Genomic DNA, 17,381 nt, shown 5'->3' on the forward strand with positions numbered 1-17,381 from the left:
GCTCCGCGCAACCCATCCCACAGATCGAGAGTAGCCATTAAAACCCTGATCGCCATCATCATTCTGTTGATTGTTCACTTCCAATATCGGTTGTGGCTGGGTGATGCCAGCGTCTCGCAGATTAGCGATTATCGGGAACGCCTGGAAACCTTGACCAAGGAAGCCCAGGAAAAAAAGGAACGCAACGATTCTTTGTATGCGGAGGTGCTGGATTTGCGCCGCGGTTTGGAAACCATCGAAGAACGCGCCCGCTACGAGTTGGGCATGATCAAGGAAAACGAAACTTTCTTTCAAGTGCTTGAGTAGGGCATGAATCAAATTCCTAAGTGCTGGGCTGTTGTCCCGGCAGCCGGCGTCGGCAAACGCATGCAAGCCGACCGCCCCAAACAATATCTGCCGCTGGCCGGCAAAACCGTCATCGAACATACCTTAAACCGTCTATTACAATCCGGTGCGTTTCAAGCGGTGGCTGTCGCCATTTCGATTGAAGATCCGTATTGGCCTGAATTGGCGGTGTCCAAACATCGGCACTTGATTACCGCGGCGGGTGGCAAGGAACGCGCCGACTCGGTGTTGTCCGCGTTGAAATCCTTGCGAGGTCAGGCTGCCGAAGACGACTGGGTGCTGGTGCATGACGCCGCTCGGCCTTGTCTGACGGCTTCTGACATTCATCTGCAAATTGACACGCTAAAAGACGATGCCGTCGGCGGTATTCTGGCGCTGTCGTCGCACGATACGCTAAAGCATGTAGATGGCGACACTATCACCGCCACGGTTGACCGAAAGCACATCTGGCGCGCGCTGACCCCGCAAATGTTCAAATACGGCATGTTGCGCGACGCCTTGCAGCAAACCGAAGGCAATCCGGCTATTACCGACGAAGCCAGCGCGCTGGAATTGTTGGGTTTTCAACCGAAGATCGTCGAAGGCCGTCCCGATAACATCAAAATCACCCGGCCGGAAGATCTGGCGCTGGCGCAATTTTATATGGAGCAACAAACATGATTCGAGTTGGCCAAGGCTACGACGTCCACCGTTTCAACGACGGCGACCACATCATTTTGGGTGGCGTGAAAATTCCTTACGAAAAAGGTCTGGAAGCGCATTCCGACGGCGATGTAGTGCTGCATGCATTGGCTGACGCCATCCTTGGCGCGGCGGCTTTAGGCGACATCGGCAAGCATTTTCCGGACACCGATCCCGAATTCAAGGGCGCCGACAGCCGCGTGTTGCTGCACCAAGTCTACAAAATCGTCCAAGAAAAAGGCTATAAATTAGTCAACGCCGACGTCACCATTATCGCCCAAGCCCCGAAAATGCTGCCTTACGTGCCGGCCATGCGCGCCAACATCGCCGCCGACTTGGTTGTCGATATTGATTTCATCAACGTCAAAGCTACCACCACCGAGAAGCTGGGCTTCGAAGGTCGCAAGGAAGGTATCGCGGTGCAGGCGGTGGTGTTGATTGAGAAATAATTGACGATTAAATTTCCGAGCGGGAGTGAGCTAGGGTGGGAACTTAAATGAATGCGCCTATCATGGACGTCGCTTTGCCTGACTGGCCGTATGCTTTTGGTGGTCCCAGTGGTACAGGATATATCAAAACCGAGCCTGAGGATTTCGTCGTCGAAGAAATCCTGTCTTTCCAGCCGGAAGGCAGCGGTGAGCATATATTCCTGCATATCGAAAAAATCGGCGAAAACACCGAATTTGTCGCGCGGCAGTTGGCCCGCCATGCCGGCGTCCGTCAACGGGATGTCAGCTACGCCGGTCTGAAGGATAGACACGGCCGTACCCGGCAATGGTTTAGCGTGTGGCTACCGGGTAAGGACGATCCTGACTGGTCCGGCTTCGAAACCGAGCAGTTGAAGATTTTGCTAGCAGTTCGTCACGCCCGGAAACTGAAACGCGGGGTACTGGCCGGCAATCGCTTTACCCTGCTGATCCGCAATTGGACAGGCGACCAAGAACTCGCCGAAAAGCAGCTGCAACAGATTAAAGTCCAAGGTTTTCCCAATTACTTCGGTCCACAGCGTTTCGGGCATCACGGCCAAAATATCCAGCGTGCGCTGGCCATGTTTGCCGGCACCAAGGTCAAGCGCGAACAACGTTCCATGTATTTATCCGCGGCGCGCTCGTATTTGTTCAATATGATTTTGGCGCAGCGTGTCGAGCAAGCCAATTGGCATCGCGCGTTAAATGGCGATGTGTTCAAGCTGGCCGGCAACAATAGTTGTTTTACTGGCGACAGCAACGATACCAGTCTGTCGGCTCGTGTCGAGCAGGGCGATATTCATCCCACGGGGATCATGTGGGGCCGTGGCGGCACTATTGCCAAGGCTGAGGCTGGTGCTATAGAAAACGCTGTGGTTGCCGCTAACGCATCTTTGGCCGACGGCTTGACGGCGTTTGATCTGGAAGCGGATCGCCGCGCCTTGCGCGCTTTGCCGCAAGATATGGAGTGGCAGTGGCTGGATAATCAACTACAGTTGAGCTTCAATTTGCCCGCCGGTAGCTATGCCACCGCTTTGCTACGGGAAATTATTGGCGATGCACCTGGCGCTGGTGATTGAATTTGCTTTGATAAAAATGCTTTTTAAGTTGTAATGGCCGCGATTTATAATACTAAAGTACAGTAGCGCGCGTTAGCATTATAAGAACTATAACTTCCACTCACATCCTACATGCCTGATAGCGGCCAGATATCCGGACCAGCAGATCCCACGTTTGACGATCCTTTATTGTTGGCTTTGTTGTCGGTCTGCAAATTGTTGCATATCTCGCAAACCGCAACAGCCCTAGTGGCTGGGCTGCCCTTAGTCGATAATAAATTGACGCCTGCATTGTTCGTGCGCGCCGCTGAACGTGCTGGTTTGACCAGCCGCTTACTACGCAGGCCCTTACAAAAAATTTCCAATTTAGTGTTGCCGGCCGTGTTGCTGCTCAAAGATGGCAATGCTTGTGTATTAGTCGCCAAGCAAGGCGAACGCTATACCTTGGTGTTACCGGAAACCGAGAACGGCGAAAAGATTGTCAGCGTAGCGGAACTGGAAGCCAGTTACAGCGGTTCGGCTTTTTTCGTGCAACTGCAACATAGCTTTGACGGGCGAACTGCGGAATCCGCAGTGCCGAAGGTCAAACATTGGTTTTGGGATGTGATTTATAAGTCCTGGCCGATTTATGCGGAAGTGCTGGCAGCCTCGGTATTAATCAATCTGTTCGCGTTGGCGGCGCCATTGTTTTTCATGAATGTTTACGACCGTGTGGTGCCGAATCACGCGTTGGAAACTTTGTGGATATTGACGCTAGGCGTATTAATCGTGTTTGGCTTCGAATTGGCGATGAAACTGCTGCGGAGCTATTTTATCGATGCGGCCGGCAAGCGTGCCGATATTATTTTGTCGGCGAATATTTTTGAAAAACTGATGAATATCCGCATGGAAGCCCGGCCGCCATCGGTGGGGGCTTTCGCAAATAACCTAAGCGAATTTGAGTCCTTTCGGGAGTTCTTAACTTCGGCAACACTGGTGACATTGATCGATTTGCCGTTTTTGTTTTTGTTTTTACTGATTATTTATAGTGTCGGCGGCAATTTGGCCTTAATTCCTTTGGCGATTTTACCGTTGGCATTGTTAATTGGCATTGCCTTGCAGGCACCATTGAAAAACACGATCAACGCCATGTTCAAATTCGGCGGCGAGAAAAATGCGACACTGGTGGAAGCACTGTCCAATCTGGAAAGCATTAAAACGGCTGGAGCGGAAGGCCAATTGCAGCGGCGGTGGGAACAGAATATTGGCGAAATTGCCCGGCTGGGCTTAAAGTCGCGATTTTATGCCGGCTTGACTGTAAACTTGACCGCATTCCTGCAGCAATTGGCCGCAGTACTCGTGGTGCTTGCCGGCGTCTATCGGATTACCGATGGCGAACTGACGACCGGCGGTTTGGTGGCTTGCACCATGTTGACCTCGCGGGCGCTAGCCCCGGTTGGGCAGGTGGCGGCGCTATTGACCCGTTACCACCAGGCTGTAACAGCCTTGGGATCGTTTAGCCGGATGATGGCGTTACCGGTGGAGCGCGAGAGCGGCAAAGAATATTTGCATCGGCCGGGTTTCAATGGCGAGATTGAGTTCAAGCATGTTCGCTTCAGCTATCCGCAACAGCCGGTTAAGGCCTTGGATGGCATATCGTTTAAAATCAAGGCCGGTGAACGCGTGGGTTTTATCGGTCGAATCGGTTCCGGTAAGAGTACGCTGGAAAAATTGATGCTTGGTTTATATCAGGCTCAAGAAGGTTCGATATTGATAGACGGTACCGATATTCGCCAAATCGATCCCGCCGATTTACGTCGGCAAATCGGCTATGTACCGCAAGACATTTCGTTGATGTTCGGTAGCGTGAAGGATAATATTTTATTGGGTTCGCGCTACGCCGATGACAGTGCGGTGTTAAAGGCGGCTCAGATTGCCGGGGTTGATCAATTTGTCAGCAAGCATCCTGCAGGTTTTGATTTGCAGGTCGGCGAGCGTGGCGCGTCGTTGTCGGGCGGACAGCGGCAAAGTATCGCGCTGGCCAGGGCCTTGCTGTTGTCGCCGCCGATTTTTATTATGGACGAGCCGACCAATGCAATGGACAACAGCAGCGAAGAGGCATTTAAACAGCGTTTTGCTGCGCAATTGCACGAACAGACGCTGATACTGGTCACGCACCGGATGTCGCTGCTCAGTTTGGTGGACAGGCTAATCGTGATGGACGGCGGACATATGGTCGCCGATGGTCCTAAGGAGCATGTTCTGGAAGCCTTGCGCCAAGGCCAGATCAAGGTGGCTATTTAATGATGTTGAAAAAAATAGCGCAGTGGCGAGCCGAGCACCGCTATCGAGCCGAGGATCAGCGCTTTTTAAGCGACGTAAACGCTGCGAATCTTTACGAGTTACCCTTGCAAAGCCATTTGATCCTGTGGTTTTCTGCGGCATTTGTTGCGGTGTCCCTGATTTGGGCCGGTTTTGCTAGCCTTGACGAAGTCACGCGCGGCGAAGGCAAGATCATCCCGTCCAGTCAAGTACAGGTGGTACAGAACCTGGAGGGTGGCATCGTTTCGGAAATATTGGTTCAGGAAGGCCAGTTGGTGGACAAGGATCAGATGTTGCTGCAACTGGATCAAGTTCGTTTTGCTTCGTCGTTTAAGGAAGCCAAGTTAAAGTATTTCGAGTTATTGGCAAATACCGCGCGCTTGAATGCCGAAGTCAACGGTACGCCCTTGACGATTCCGGAAGAGGTTTTGAAAAACGCCCCGCAAATCGCCGAGAATGTTAGACAATTACTGGTTTCCAAGCAGAACGAAATAAGGTCGAATAGCGATATTTTTGCTGAGCAAGTGCGGCAGAAAGAGCAGGAAATAATTGAAATTCAGTCTAAGAGCGATCAGTTGGCGCGTAGTTACAAATTATTGCAGGACGAAGTGAAAATGTCCGAACCGTTGGTGGCTGACGGTGCGATGTCACAGGTTGAATTACTGCGCTTGCAACGGGCTGCTAACGATTTGAAAGGCGACTTGAATTCCGCGAACCTGGCGATGCCGCGCCTGCGTTCTTCGCTGGACGAAGCGCGCAACAAACTGGCGGAGGTCAAAATTCGTTTTAAAACCGAAGCCTTGAAAGAGTTGAATGAAGTTAAAGCCGAATTGGATCGTACTTCCGAGACTGCGGTAGCTTTGGAAGATAGGGTTAGCTGTACCAGAGTGTTGTCGCCGGTAAAGGGAACGGTAAAACGCATCAAAGTGGCTACGGTTGGCGGCGTAATTCAACCCGGCATGGATTTGTTGGAAATTGTGCCACTGGAAGATCAGCTATTGATTGAAGCTAAAATTCGGCCGGCAGACATTGCTTTTCTTCGCCCTGGACAGAAAGCTGTGGTAAAACTAAGCGCTTACGATTTTTCGATATACGGAGGCCTTGACGCCTCTTTGGAACATATCAGCGCCGACAGTATACCCGGCGAGAAGAAAGACGAGGATAATTACTATTTGATTCGTTTGCGCACCGCTAAAAATTATCTGGAAAAAGGTGGCGAACGCTTGGAGATTATTGCCGGGATGACAGCGGAAGTTGATATTTTAACCGGAAAAAAAACAGTGCTCGATTACCTCTTGAAGCCGATATTGAAAGCCAGGGATCGGGCTTTAAGAGAACGATAACCCCGGACAATATTTTATATTTGTGGCTAACATACTGATTTATTCCAATAATCCCCAGCTGACCGCGCAGTGGACCCATGCGCTGATCGCGGAATATAGCGTGAGTATGCTGCATAGTATTCGCAGTGAATATACGGCCGATGCGGTGATTTTCGATGCAAAGAAACTGGACGACGATGCCAGTTTATTATCGGTTTTTGCCAACAAAAAAACCCGTTTCCTGGTCATGGGCGCCGATTGGCCGGAGAATAAGCAAATCGATGTGTTAATTAACGGCGCTGCCGGCTATTGCGAACAATCCGAAGCGTCGGAGTTTTTAACCCGAGCGGTGGCCTGTATTTTGTCTGGCGATATTTGGATCCGTCGGGCCTTGGTGCCCAAAGTAATTGGTGTATTGACCAGTACCAGGCGAATACAACTTACGCCCAGCACTGTCGATACCGAGCTAAAGCTAAAGCAGCTTGCCAGTTTATCTGCTCGGGAAGTGGAGGTGGCCGACATGATACGGCAGGGCGAAAGTAATAAGCGTATCGCCTTCGCCATGAGTATATCCGAGCGCACTGTAAAAGCGCATTTATCGTCGATTTTTAGGAAGTTGAACGTCGATGACCGATTAAGACTAGCCATATTGTTAAAAGAAATCGATCAATATCAGAGAGGAATGTCATGAGAATCAGCAGGAGATTGAGTATAGGAATAGCCATGCATTTGGCCTGTGTATCAACGAGTCAGGCGCTGAGTTTGCAAGAGTCTATTCAGAAAGTGCTAGATGAAAATCCCAAAATCCAAGCTGCCAAATCAGAACGTCGTGCCGTTGAAGAGGAAATAGGCCAAGCCAAAGCAGGCTATTTCCCGACAGTGGATGTGACCGCCGGCATCGGCTGGGAGGAATCCAATAATCCTACTACCCGTGGTCGTGGGGACGGATCGGTTTTTTATCATCGAGAGGAAGGGGCAATTCTGGCCAGGCAAATGTTATTTGATGGCCTAGCCACTCCGAATGAAGTCGATAGACAGGAAGCTCGCACCGACTCGAGGGCGTACACAGTATTTGGACAATCGGAAATTACCGCGCTTGATGGCGTTGAAGCCTATATCAAGGTGTTACGCCGCCAGGAACTGTTGAGTTTAGCCAAGGAAAATCTGCAACGGCATCAAGGTACCAACGATCAAATCAAACTGCGTAGCGAACGTGGTGTGGGTAAACGGGCGGATGTTGACCAGTCAATGGGGCGGGTAGCGTTGGCGGAAAAAAACGTGCTGTCCGAAGTAGGTAATTTGAAAGATGCCGAGACTAGCTTCCTGCGTGTCATCGGTACCTTACCGGAGGCTATTCAACCTATCAACGAGCCCGGTTCTGCGTTACCGCAGTCCTTGGATCAAGCGATCGAAGAAGCTTTGGCCGACCATCCGATTTTGAAATCCGCCAATTCCGATATCGATTCGGCTTTTTCCCAGCACGCTACCGCGAAAGCGCCATATTTTCCGCGTTTCGATATCGAAACCGGCGTTAGTCATAACTACAATCTGGATGGGATTCAGGGTACCAACTCGGATATGACGGCGATGCTGCGCATGCGGTACAACATTTTTAACGGTGGCAAGGATATTGCTCGCCGTGAGCAAACCGCTCAGTTAATCAACCAGGCCAAGGATATTCGCGATAATACGCATAGGCAGGTGATTGAGAGCATGCGTTTGTCCTGGGTCGCTCATCAAACCGTGAAGAGCCAGTTGGAGTTCTTTAAGCAACATGTGGATTCCAGCGAGAAGACCATCAGTGCTTATCAGCAGCAATTCAATATCGGTCAGCGTACTTTGTTGGACTTATTGGATACGTTTAACGAGGCGTATATCGCCAAAAGCTCGTATATCAATGCCAAATACGACGAGCTATTTTCGCAATTTCGGATTTTGGCGAGCAAAGGCCAACTGAATAAACATTTGGGTACGACTTTGCCAACTGAAGTTCAACCTCTCAGCTCCGCCGATTAAGGCGTACACTCGTTAACAGTTAAGACTTTTGAGTAGACTTCCCCAAATAAGCCCTATTTGGGGAAGGCTCTGGTTAGCTTGATCGCTTTGTTTAGCGCGGTGAGTTAATGCCGTTGATTCAAGTAAGGTGAGTAATCAAGCACACTAAGCTCAGGATTATTTGGCAATATGCAATACGGCTTCCGACACGATATCCATTAATTCCGTACCGCCTTGTTGCACATATTCAACAATGGCTTTGCGCATGCGTGGTTCCCAAAAGTTTCTGATATGTTGTTCAACGCCTTTAACGGCAAGTTCCCGGTCGGGCTCTGATTTAAAAAAAGCGCCAATGTTGTTGGCCATTTTAATGAGATTATGGGTATCCATGATTTATGCGGCTGATTCTTGGTAATGTTGTAAACGATGAGGGTGAGTGTAGATCATGTGATTTTCGTGGCGGGCGAAACCGACCAGGGTCAGTCCGCACTCTTCCGCTAATTGAATCGCTAGGGCCGTAGGCGCCGATATTGCTGCCAGCAAGGTAATGCCTACGCTCGCGGCTTTTTGTACCATTTCATAACTGGCGCGACTGGTTACCAGTAGCCAACCATTTTCAAAATCACAGTTAGCCTTGGCTAATGAGCCTATCAGTTTGTCCAGTGCATTATGGCGGCCGACATCCTCTCGAACCGCAACGATACCGCGCTCCGGATGTAGCCACGCAGCCGCATGAACCGCGCCGGTCAGTAAATTCAAGGATTGTTTTTGCGCCATATCAGCGAAGCCGCTGCTCAATAGTCCCGCGCTAAGCGCTAAGCCTTGACCGACGCCACGCGGATGGCGGATGGCTTGTTCCAAAGTACTGGCGCCGCACAAACCGCAACCGGTTCTGCCGGTCATGTTTTTTCCTTTGCCATGTAGTTTCTCGAAGCGTGCTTCCGGAATAGTCATTCTAACTTCCACGCCTTTGGAACGTTGTACGACGCGTACTGATTGCAATTCGGTCGAATGACCGATGATTTCCTCGGTCAGACTGAAACCTAGCGCGAAATCTTCCAGATTTAGGGGGGTTGTTAGCATCACAACATGCGGATTGGTGTTGTAGACCAACACCACCGGCACTTCTTCGGCGACATAATCTTCCTTTGCGGTATGAACAGGCCCGCGCCAGCTATCGAACGTGCCGGTTCGATAGCTGGTCCAGCCCAATTCGCTTGAGACTGCATCCATAAGTAGGCTTGCGGCTTATTCGTTAACCGCGATGCGATTTTCCAGCAAAGACAACTGATTGTCGGAAAAGTCTTGGTATTGCTGTTGCCATGCCGACGGTTGTGCGACTTTGGCGACATGCACCGCTGTAACTTTGTATTCCGGACAGTTGGTTGCCCAGTCCGAGTTATCGGTGGTGATGACGTTGGCGCCGGAATGCGGGAAATGGAAAGTGGTATAAACCACGCCAGGCTGCATGCGGTCCGTGACCTTAGCGCGCAATACCGTTTCGCCGGAGCGGCTTTTCACACCGCACCAATCGCCATCGCTGATGCCCAAGACTTCGGCGTCGTGTGGGTGTAATTCCAGACGGTCTTCTTCATGCCAGGCAACGTTTTCCGTGCGGCGGGTTTGGGCGCCAACGTTGTATTGCGACAAAATTCTGCCGGTGGTCAGAATCAGCGGATATTTGCTGCTGGTACGCTCTTCGGTTGCAACGTATTCGGTAAGCATGAAACGACCTTTGCCGCGGACGAAGTGATCGGCATGCATGATCGGTGTGCCGTCCGGTGTTTCGTCGTTGCAAGGCCATTGAATACTGCCCATTTCGTCGATTTTTTCGTAACTGACACCGGCGAATTGTGGGGTCAGTGCTGCGATTTCAGCCATGATTTCCGAAGGATGGCTGTAATTCATCGGATAACCTAGCGCGTTCGACAAGTCCTGGGTTACTTCCCAGTCTTCCTTGCCACCCAGTGCAGTCATTACTTTACGAACCGGCGATATCCGCCGTTCGGCATTGGTAAATGTGCCGTTCTTTTCCAGGAACGAGGAGCCAGGTAAAAATACGTGGGCAAATTTAGCCGTCTCGTTCAAGAAAATGTCTTGTACTACCAAGCATTCCAGTTCGCGCAGTGCGTGATGTACGTGTGTGATGTCCGGGTCTGATTGCGCAATGTCCTCGCCTTGTACGTATAAGCCTTTGAAGCTGCCGTCTACTGCCGCTGCAAACATATTGGGAATACGCAGGCCAGGTTCCGATGACAGTGCTACGCCCCAGGCAGTCTCGAACTGAATGCGAGTTTGCGTGTCGGAAACATGACGATAGCCGACGAACTCGTGCGGGAACGAACCCATGTCGCAAGAGCCCTGTACGTTGTTTTGTCCACGTAGCGGATTAACACCAACACCGTCGCGGCCGATATTGCCGGTTGCCATTGCTAGATTTGCGATACCGATGACGGTTGTGGAGCCTTGGCTATGTTCGGTCACGCCCAAGCCGTAATAGATTGCACCATTGCCGCCCGTTGCGAATAAGCGAGCCGCTGCGCGCATGGTTTCGGCGGGCACACCGGTCAATTCGGCGACTGCTTCGGGTGAATTTTGGGGTAGGGCAACGAAGGTTTTCCATTTGCCAAACGACTCGACGTCGCAACGTTCCAATGCGAACTTCTCATCGGCCAGGCCTTCGGTGACGATGACATGCGCTAAAGCTGTTACTACGGCCACGTTAGTGCCGGGGCGCAGTTTCAGATGATAGTCGGCTTTCACGTGTGGGCTATTGCTAACCAAATCGATACTGCGCGGATCTATAACAATCAGTTTCGCACCTTGGCGTAAGCGGCGTTTCATCATTGACCCGAATACCGGGTGGCCGTCGGTCGGATTGGCACCTATTACCATAATGACGTCAGATTTTTGCACGGAATCGAAGGTTTGCGTACCTGATGATTCACCGAATGTGCTTTTCAAACCGTAACCGGTAGGCGAATGGCAAACGCGGGCGCAGGTATCGACATTGTTATTTCCAAAGCCGGCACGGATCAATTTTTGCACCAGATAGGTTTCTTCGTTAGTGCAACGAGACGAGGTAATGCCGCCGATCGAGTCTTTGCCGTATTTGGCTTGGATACCTTTCAATTTGTTTGCTGCAAAGCCAATTGCTTCTTCCCAGCTGACTTCGCGCCAAGGATCGGAAATTTTTTCCCGGACCATCGGTGTGGTGATGCGGTCTTTGTGCGTAGCATAACCAAATGCGAAACGGCCTTTGACGCAAGAGTGGCCGTGGTTGGCTTGGCCGTTTTTATCCGGCACCATGCGAACTAATTGTTCGCCTTTCATTTCGGCTTTGAAGGAACAACCTACCCCGCAATAGGCGCAGGTGGTGATGGTGCTGTGTTCGGGCACACCATTGTCGATTACCGACTTTTCCATCAGCGTCGCGGTCGGGCAGGCTTGTACGCAAGCACCGCAGGATACGCATTCTGATTCCATGAACGGCTGATTTTGCCCAGGAGAGACTTTAGAATCGAAACCGCGGCCGTCGATGGTCAGTGCAAAAGTGCCTTGTACTTCTTCGCAGGCGCGGACGCAGCGTGAACAAACGATGCATTTTGCCGGGTCGAAGCTGAAATACGGATTGCTGGTGTCTTTTTCGGAATCCAGATGATTCTCGCCGTCGAAGCCGTAACGGACTTCGCGCAAGCCCACTTGGCCGACGGTGTCCTGCAATTCGCAGTCGCCGTTGGCGGCGCAAGTCAGACAATCCAAGGGATGATCGGAGATATACAGTTCGGCGATGCCGCGTCTGATGCTGGCCAACTTATCGTTCTGGGTACAGACCTTCATGCCTTCGGCGACCGGGGTGGTGCAGGAAGCAGGATAGCCGCGCGCGCCTTCGACTTGTACCAGGCACATCCGACAAGAGCCGAACGGATCGAGGCTATCGGTCGCGCAGAGCTTGGGGATGCTGATCCCCGCTTCGGCGGCGGCGCGCATCACGGAGCTGCCGGCATTGACCGTGACGGTATGACCGTCGATTTCCAGAGTGACTTGATTTGCAGACGAACTTTCGGGAGTTCCGTAATCTATTTCGTTATTGGCAGACATAATTATCTCCTGGTAATCGCGATCAGGCTTTGGCGGATGGTAGGCCAAAGTCTTCAGGGAAATGATTCAGCGCACTTAACACCGGGAAAGGTGTCATGCCGCCCATTGCACACAAAGATCCATAAGTCATGGTGTCACACAAATCGCGCAACAACACGGTGTTTTTATCCTTTTGCACGCCATCGACGATGCGGTCGATCACTTCGACGCCACGCGTCGATCCAATTCGGCAAGGTGTGCATTTACCGCAGGATTCTTCCACACAAAACTCCATTGCGTATCGCGCCATGTCGGCCATGTTGACGGTGTCGTCATGAACCACAATGCCGCCATGTCCTAATACTGCTGAAATGGCTGCGAAGGCTTCGTAATCCAACGGTGTATCGAATTGGCCGTCGTGCAAATAAGCGCCGAGTGGTCCGCCAACCTGTACCGCGCGTATTGGCCGGCCACTGGCGGAACCGCCGCCGTAATCATAAAGTAACTCGCGCAAGGTCATGCCAAAAGCTACCTCGAACAGACCGGGGTGCTTGATATTTCCAGCCAATTGCAGAGGTAGCGTACCGCGAGAACGGCCCATGCCATAATTTTTGTAGTATTCGCCGCCCTTATCCAGAATTACTGGAATCGATGCCAGCGAAATCACGTTGTTGACTATAGTGGGCTTGCCGAATAAGCCGACAATTGCTGGGAGTGGTGGTTTGAAACGAACCAAGCCGCGTTTACCTTCCAGGCTTTCCAATAGCGAGGTTTCTTCGCCGCAGATATAGGCGCCAGCGCCGCTACGTACTTCAAGGTGAAAGGTTTTACCGCTGTTCTGGATGTTTTCGCCTAAATAACCGTTTTGGTAAGCGGCTTCTATGGCTTGGTTCAGGGCAATCTTAGCATGCGGGTATTCGACACGCAGATAGATATAGCCTTGCGTTGCGCCTACGGCCAAGCCGGCGATAGTCATACCTTCGATCAATACGAAGGGGTCGCCTTCCATGATCATGCGATCAGAAAATGTGCCGGAGTCACCTTCGTCGGCGTTGCAGACTATGTATTTTTGATCAGCTGGGGCGTTTAACACCGTATTCCATTTGATACCGGTCGGAAACGCAGCGCCGCCACGGCCGCGCAGGCCTGAATCAGTAACTTGCTTGACGATCTCGGTTGCTTGCAATGCCAACGCATTTTTCAACCCCCGATATCCATCGTTAGCTAAATAATCGTCGATGTTGACTGGGTCGGTTAAGCCAACGCGAGCAAAGGTAAGACGGTTTTGATTTTTGAAATAAGCTATTTCTTCAATGTTGCCTAAATAAAGTGGGTGTTGCTTACCTTCCAACAGGTTTGCATCGAGTAAAGACGCCACATCTTCTACTTGAACGGGGCCATAGGCTATTCTGCCTTGGCTGGTTTCCACTTCCACGAGGGGTTCTAGCCAGAACAATCCGCGAGAGCCATTTCGGACGATTTCTGCTGATAGGCCTTTGCTGGAGGCTTGCTGTTCTAAGGTCTTGGCAACTTGCTCTGCACCTAAGGAAAGCGCGGTGGAATCGCGGGAGATAAATACGCGGGTCATTGTTTGGCACCTTTATAAGTGGCTAGCAATCGATCAAATTTTTCGTTTGTGACGCGGCCAATTACCTCGTTGTCTACGGTAATCGACGGTGAACAAGCGCAGTTACCCAAGCAATAAACCGGTTCTAGTGAAAAAATTCCGTCGGCTGTTGTTTCGTGAAAATCGATGCCAAGTTGTTGTTTGGCATGGCTTTCTAGGGATTTTCCGTTCATGGCTTGACATGATTCGGCTCGACAAATACGTATCGTATGTTCTCCGGGCGGTGTTTCCCGAAAATAATGATAAAAACTAATAACCCCGTGAACTTCCGCTTGGGAAAGATTGAGCGACTTGGCAATGTCTACTACGGCGGCCGGCGGGATATAGCCCAGGGTGTCCTGAATACCATGCAGAATCGGCAGAAGATTACCCGGCATCGCTTGATGAGTGTTCAGTATTTCCAACACTGTGGGTTTTTGGGTTTGATAGTCTTGCATCATTGGCTCTGTAATAAATGACGAAAAGGTTATCGTCCTATTTAATCATGAACAAACCTGGATTTGCAATCCGGGTTCGTGCCCCAATCCCGCGTATTTCCTCAGCAAAGCCTGGTAATTGCATCTTCAGACTCTGTTTGGTTTGCTAAGTTCGAGCGGAAAAATGTGATGCTGGATACTTTACATTTAAATGATAATTGTTATCATTAGCGCGCATATGATTTAAGAGAGGCCATTATGTACGTATGTGTGTGTAAAGCAGTCACCGATAGGCAGGTTACGCAAGCGATTAGTCAAGGTGTGTGCAATCGCAGGCAGTTGATGCAATGCACGGGTGCGGGCGGGGTGTGTGGAAAATGCACCGCCAGTTTTAAAGCGTTGCTGGATGAAAATGCGCAGAATCGGGCGATACAAGCTCACGCGGCATAGATGGCTTGTTAATTGGCGGTTGGTGAGTTTATAGTTTAAATCACAAAACAGGGCGACATGTTCGCCCTGTTTTGTGTCGATAGATTACTTAGCCGTAGTTGCTGATTCGGCGGCTTTTAGGTCTGCGTTTGGTGCAGCGCTGGGTGGTTCCGCAGTAGTAGGTTCAGCGGTAGGTGCTGGAGCCGCCTGATCAGCTGGTGCGGCAGGTTGAGTTTCTTCTTGCTTTGGCGGTGTCGGCGGCAACAAGACTTCAACTTTGGCGTTTTTACGTAAACTTTCGATCATGGTTTGCGCTTTTTGGCGCTGCAACATGGGGCGAATTTGTTCCTTAACCGAGTCGAACGGAGGCGGTGTTAGCGCTCTGGATTCTTCACGCAAAATTACATGCCAGCCAAACTGGGTTTGTACCGGTTGTTTACTGAATTTGCCGTTTTCCAGTGCAACAACTGCTTCGGAAAAGGGTGGGACCATGCGGTCAGCGGTAAACCAACCTAAATCGCCACCTTCCGAGCCCATCGGGTCGATAGAATGTTTTTTAGCCAGTGCAGTAAAGTCGCCGCCTTTTTCCAGTTCCGCGATCAGTTTTTTCGCTTCGTCTTCGGTTTTAACTAAAATATGGCGGGCTTTGTATTCGCTACCCATATTAGCCATTTTGGAGTCGTATTCGGCTTTGATTTCTTCGTCGGTGACCGGATTAGCTTTCAGGTAATCTTGTAATGCAGCTTGGGACAACAAGGAATTTCTAACGGTAGCCATACGTTCGATCACCTCTGGCGATTTATCCAGTTGTTTTTGTACTGCTTGTTGAATTAGTAATTCGCGTTGAATCAGTTCTTCCAATAACTGTTCTTTCGGGAATGTTTGGCCTTGGCTGCGTTCGGCAATTTCTTTTTCCAAGGTTTCCAGGGTTTTTTTGCTGATATAAGTGCCATTAACCGAGGCGACTGCGTCTTCTTTGCTGACAGTCGGCGCCGCTGGTGTGGCCGTATCCTTGGCTTTTTCTTCGAAGCAACCTGGTAACAGTACGCTACTGGCTAGTATCAGGGGAATAAGTTTCAGTTTCATCTTCAGAATTTCCTTTAGCTGTTTTCAGAGGGGGTTAAAGCGTTAATGCCGAGGGCATGGATTTCATCCTTCATCATGTCGCCCAAGGCCTGATAAACCAGCTGATGTCTTTGCACCAGGGATTTACCTTCAAATTGAGTGGAGACGAGAGTGACATGGAAATGGCCTCCACCAGTATTGCCGGCGTGGCCGGCATGTGCGGCGCTATGATCGATGATTTCGATTAATTCTGGCTTAAAAGCTTGTTCCAGCTTCTGTTTGATATTGTCGGCTGTCATTGGGGAAATACTTGTTTGAAAGGTTTAACGGTAACGCTAGCGTATACGCCGGCGGATATATAAGGGTCGGCATCGGCCCAGTTTTGGGCGTCCTGCTGACTGGCAAACTCGGCAACAATTAGGCTACCGCTAAAACCGGCATCGCCGGGATTATCGCTATCTATTGCCGGATGCGGGCCAGCCAACACGAGTCGGCCTTGGTCTTGCAATATGTTCAATCGTTGCAAATGTTGCGGACGGGCAGCCAGGCGTTTGCTTAAGCTGTTCGCGACATCTTCGGCAATGATGGCGTACAACATTATTCTTTAGCCTCTGGTGCGGGTACAAACTTATACAAGAACACCATTTGTACGGCAACAAAAATAAGCATCAGGCCTGGAACGCCGAAAGTTTTAAAGCTGACCCAGTCGTCGGTGCTGTAGTTCGCCATCACATATAAATTTAAACAGCCGACCCCGATAAAAAACATAGACCAGCTGATATTAAGGCGTTTCCATATGCGATCCGGCAATTCGAGATTTGCGCCCATCATGCGTTCAATAAAGGTTTTTTTGCCGACGTATTGGCTGACTAAAAATGCACCGCCGAATAGCCATTCAATGATGGTGAGCTTCCATTTAATGAATTGCTCGTCCTGTAAATACAGCGTTGCACCACCCATTACTAAAATTAAACCTAGCGTAATCCACTGCATGGTTTCCACTTTGCGATACAGCAGCCAATAGGCGATGACCTGTACCACTGTGGAGGCGATGACTACGGCAGTGGCAATATAAATGTCGTACAGTTTATAGGTGACAAAGAATAGAACGATAGGGAAAAACTCTAAAAGCGGTTTCATGATTAATGGTTAAAGATGGTGGGATGATTAGACGTAATAGTCGATGCCGGAAATGATTTCGGCAACGCGGAGTTGCGCAGGCTGGTTGCGGTTTTCTGTATACGCATTCAATGCTTTCAACGTACGTGAGTTGTTTGGTTGATCGTTATTGCTCACCGTCAAGCCGTTGTCTGCCAAAGCGGCCTGAATTTGCGCGGTTGACGAGGTTTTAGGTAAATCAGGATTCTGCCGCGTTACGCCAGTATCGTCGCTATTGGGTTTTTGCTTTTGTTCAAGATTATTATCCGGCCCTACGGCTTTAGGCTGGTTATAGCCGACCGGATAAAAAGCCAGGGATGAACTGTGTATAGTGTTCACAAAGCGCGATTAAAAGCCCAAGTATCAATTGCCTCATTGTAGAATCTTTGGCAGCAATTGTACATGAACCTGGCGGCTTTGCTGCTAAAATGCCGGTT

Annotated in this window: 19 protein-coding genes; 9 read left to right on the forward strand and 10 right to left on the reverse strand. The window is 50.4% G+C overall.

What is annotated here, in order from left to right; all coding sequences use genetic code 11:
• Window positions 1-36 precede the first annotated feature (36 nt).
• From EBA_RS05375 to EBA_RS05410, 8 genes are all read left to right on the forward strand, one after another.
• A complete protein-coding gene (locus EBA_RS05375; RefSeq protein ID WP_101051831.1) occupies window positions 37-306 on the forward strand; it encodes a septum formation initiator family protein in 270 nt (89 codons plus the stop codon).
• Between the two features lie 3 nt (window positions 307-309).
• Window positions 310-1,005, forward strand: a complete 696-nt coding sequence (gene ispD, locus EBA_RS05380; protein WP_192373700.1) for a 2-C-methyl-D-erythritol 4-phosphate cytidylyltransferase — start codon at window positions 310-312, stop codon at window positions 1,003-1,005.
• A complete protein-coding gene (gene ispF, locus EBA_RS05385) occupies window positions 1,002-1,475 on the forward strand; it encodes a 2-C-methyl-D-erythritol 2,4-cyclodiphosphate synthase (RefSeq protein ID WP_192373701.1) in 474 nt (157 codons plus the stop codon). Before ispD ends, ispF begins: the two co-directional genes overlap by 4 nt.
• 47 nt (window positions 1,476-1,522) lie before the next feature.
• Entirely contained in the window at window positions 1,523-2,572 is a 1,050-nt protein-coding gene (gene truD / locus EBA_RS05390) for a tRNA pseudouridine(13) synthase TruD (RefSeq protein WP_225615928.1), read from the forward strand.
• Window positions 2,573-2,683: 111 nt separating this feature from the next.
• Entirely contained in the window at window positions 2,684-4,834 is a 2,151-nt protein-coding gene (locus EBA_RS05395) for a type I secretion system permease/ATPase (RefSeq protein ID WP_192373702.1), read from the forward strand.
• Entirely contained in the window at window positions 4,834-6,195 is a 1,362-nt protein-coding gene (locus EBA_RS05400; protein ID WP_225615930.1) for an HlyD family type I secretion periplasmic adaptor subunit, read from the forward strand. Before EBA_RS05395 ends, EBA_RS05400 begins: the two co-directional genes overlap by 1 nt.
• Before the next feature lie 22 nt (window positions 6,196-6,217).
• Window positions 6,218-6,865, forward strand: coding sequence for a response regulator transcription factor (locus EBA_RS05405; RefSeq protein WP_229427827.1), 648 nt, complete (start codon window positions 6,218-6,220; stop codon window positions 6,863-6,865).
• On the forward strand, window positions 6,862-8,190 hold the full coding sequence (locus EBA_RS05410; protein WP_225615932.1) for a TolC family outer membrane protein: 1,329 nt from the start codon (window positions 6,862-6,864) through the stop codon (window positions 8,188-8,190). Before EBA_RS05405 ends, EBA_RS05410 begins: the two co-directional genes overlap by 4 nt.
• Before the next feature lie 156 nt (window positions 8,191-8,346).
• Here the strand turns inward: EBA_RS05410 and EBA_RS05415 are convergent, their stop codons facing one another.
• Genes EBA_RS05415 through EBA_RS05435 form a run of 5 tightly spaced genes read right to left on the reverse strand, consistent with a single transcriptional unit; the run spans window position 8,347 to window position 14,313 of the window.
• The gene (locus EBA_RS05415; protein ID WP_192373703.1) at window positions 8,347-8,559 is read right to left on the reverse strand and encodes a formate dehydrogenase subunit delta; all 213 of its coding nucleotides are present in this window, start codon (window positions 8,557-8,559) and stop codon (window positions 8,347-8,349) included.
• 3 nt (window positions 8,560-8,562) lie between these two features.
• Window positions 8,563-9,402: a formate dehydrogenase accessory sulfurtransferase FdhD gene (fdhD, locus tag EBA_RS05420; RefSeq protein WP_192373704.1), complete on the reverse strand. Its 840-nt coding sequence runs from the start codon at window positions 9,400-9,402 to the stop codon at window positions 8,563-8,565.
• A 15-nt stretch (window positions 9,403-9,417) separates the two neighbouring features.
• Window positions 9,418-12,270, reverse strand: coding sequence for a formate dehydrogenase subunit alpha (gene fdhF, locus EBA_RS05425; protein ID WP_192373705.1), 2,853 nt, complete (start codon window positions 12,268-12,270; stop codon window positions 9,418-9,420).
• 22 nt (window positions 12,271-12,292) lie between these two features.
• Window positions 12,293-13,837, reverse strand: coding sequence for a formate dehydrogenase beta subunit (locus EBA_RS05430; RefSeq protein WP_192373706.1), 1,545 nt, complete (start codon window positions 13,835-13,837; stop codon window positions 12,293-12,295).
• Window positions 13,834-14,313, reverse strand: coding sequence for a formate dehydrogenase subunit gamma (locus EBA_RS05435; RefSeq protein WP_192373707.1), 480 nt, complete (start codon window positions 14,311-14,313; stop codon window positions 13,834-13,836). The genes EBA_RS05430 and EBA_RS05435 overlap by 4 nt, the downstream gene beginning before the upstream one ends.
• A gap of 237 nt (window positions 14,314-14,550) precedes the next feature.
• On the opposite strand from EBA_RS05435, the gene EBA_RS05440 reads away from it, so the two are divergent.
• Window positions 14,551-14,742 carry a (2Fe-2S)-binding protein gene (locus EBA_RS05440; protein WP_192373708.1) on the forward strand — a complete coding sequence of 64 codons (192 nt, stop codon included), beginning with the start codon at window positions 14,551-14,553 and terminating at the stop codon, window positions 14,740-14,742.
• Window positions 14,743-14,826: 84 nt separating this feature from the next.
• On the opposite strand, the gene EBA_RS05445 is transcribed toward EBA_RS05440, so the two are convergent.
• From EBA_RS05445 to EBA_RS05465, 5 genes are read right to left on the reverse strand one after another with little or no spacing between them, the layout of a single operon-like run.
• A complete protein-coding gene (locus tag EBA_RS05445; protein WP_192373709.1) occupies window positions 14,827-15,807 on the reverse strand; it encodes a peptidylprolyl isomerase in 981 nt (326 codons plus the stop codon).
• A gap of 14 nt (window positions 15,808-15,821) precedes the next feature.
• Window positions 15,822-16,085, reverse strand: a complete 264-nt coding sequence (locus EBA_RS05450) for a BolA family protein (RefSeq protein WP_192373710.1) — start codon at window positions 16,083-16,085, stop codon at window positions 15,822-15,824.
• Window positions 16,082-16,384, reverse strand: coding sequence for a YciI family protein (locus EBA_RS05455; protein ID WP_192373711.1), 303 nt, complete (start codon window positions 16,382-16,384; stop codon window positions 16,082-16,084). Before EBA_RS05455 ends, EBA_RS05450 begins: the two co-directional genes overlap by 4 nt.
• A complete protein-coding gene (locus EBA_RS05460) occupies window positions 16,384-16,926 on the reverse strand; it encodes a septation protein A (protein WP_192373712.1) in 543 nt (180 codons plus the stop codon). Before EBA_RS05460 ends, EBA_RS05455 begins: the two co-directional genes overlap by 1 nt.
• A 27-nt stretch (window positions 16,927-16,953) precedes the next feature.
• Window positions 16,954-17,283: a hypothetical protein gene (locus EBA_RS05465; protein ID WP_192373713.1), complete on the reverse strand. Its 330-nt coding sequence runs from the start codon at window positions 17,281-17,283 to the stop codon at window positions 16,954-16,956.
• Between the last annotated feature and the right edge of the window lie 98 nt (window positions 17,284-17,381).

The sequence above is a fragment of the Methylomonas albis genome, assembly GCF_014850955.1.
Lineage (GTDB): Bacteria > Pseudomonadota > Gammaproteobacteria > Methylococcales > Methylomonadaceae > Methylomonas > Methylomonas albis.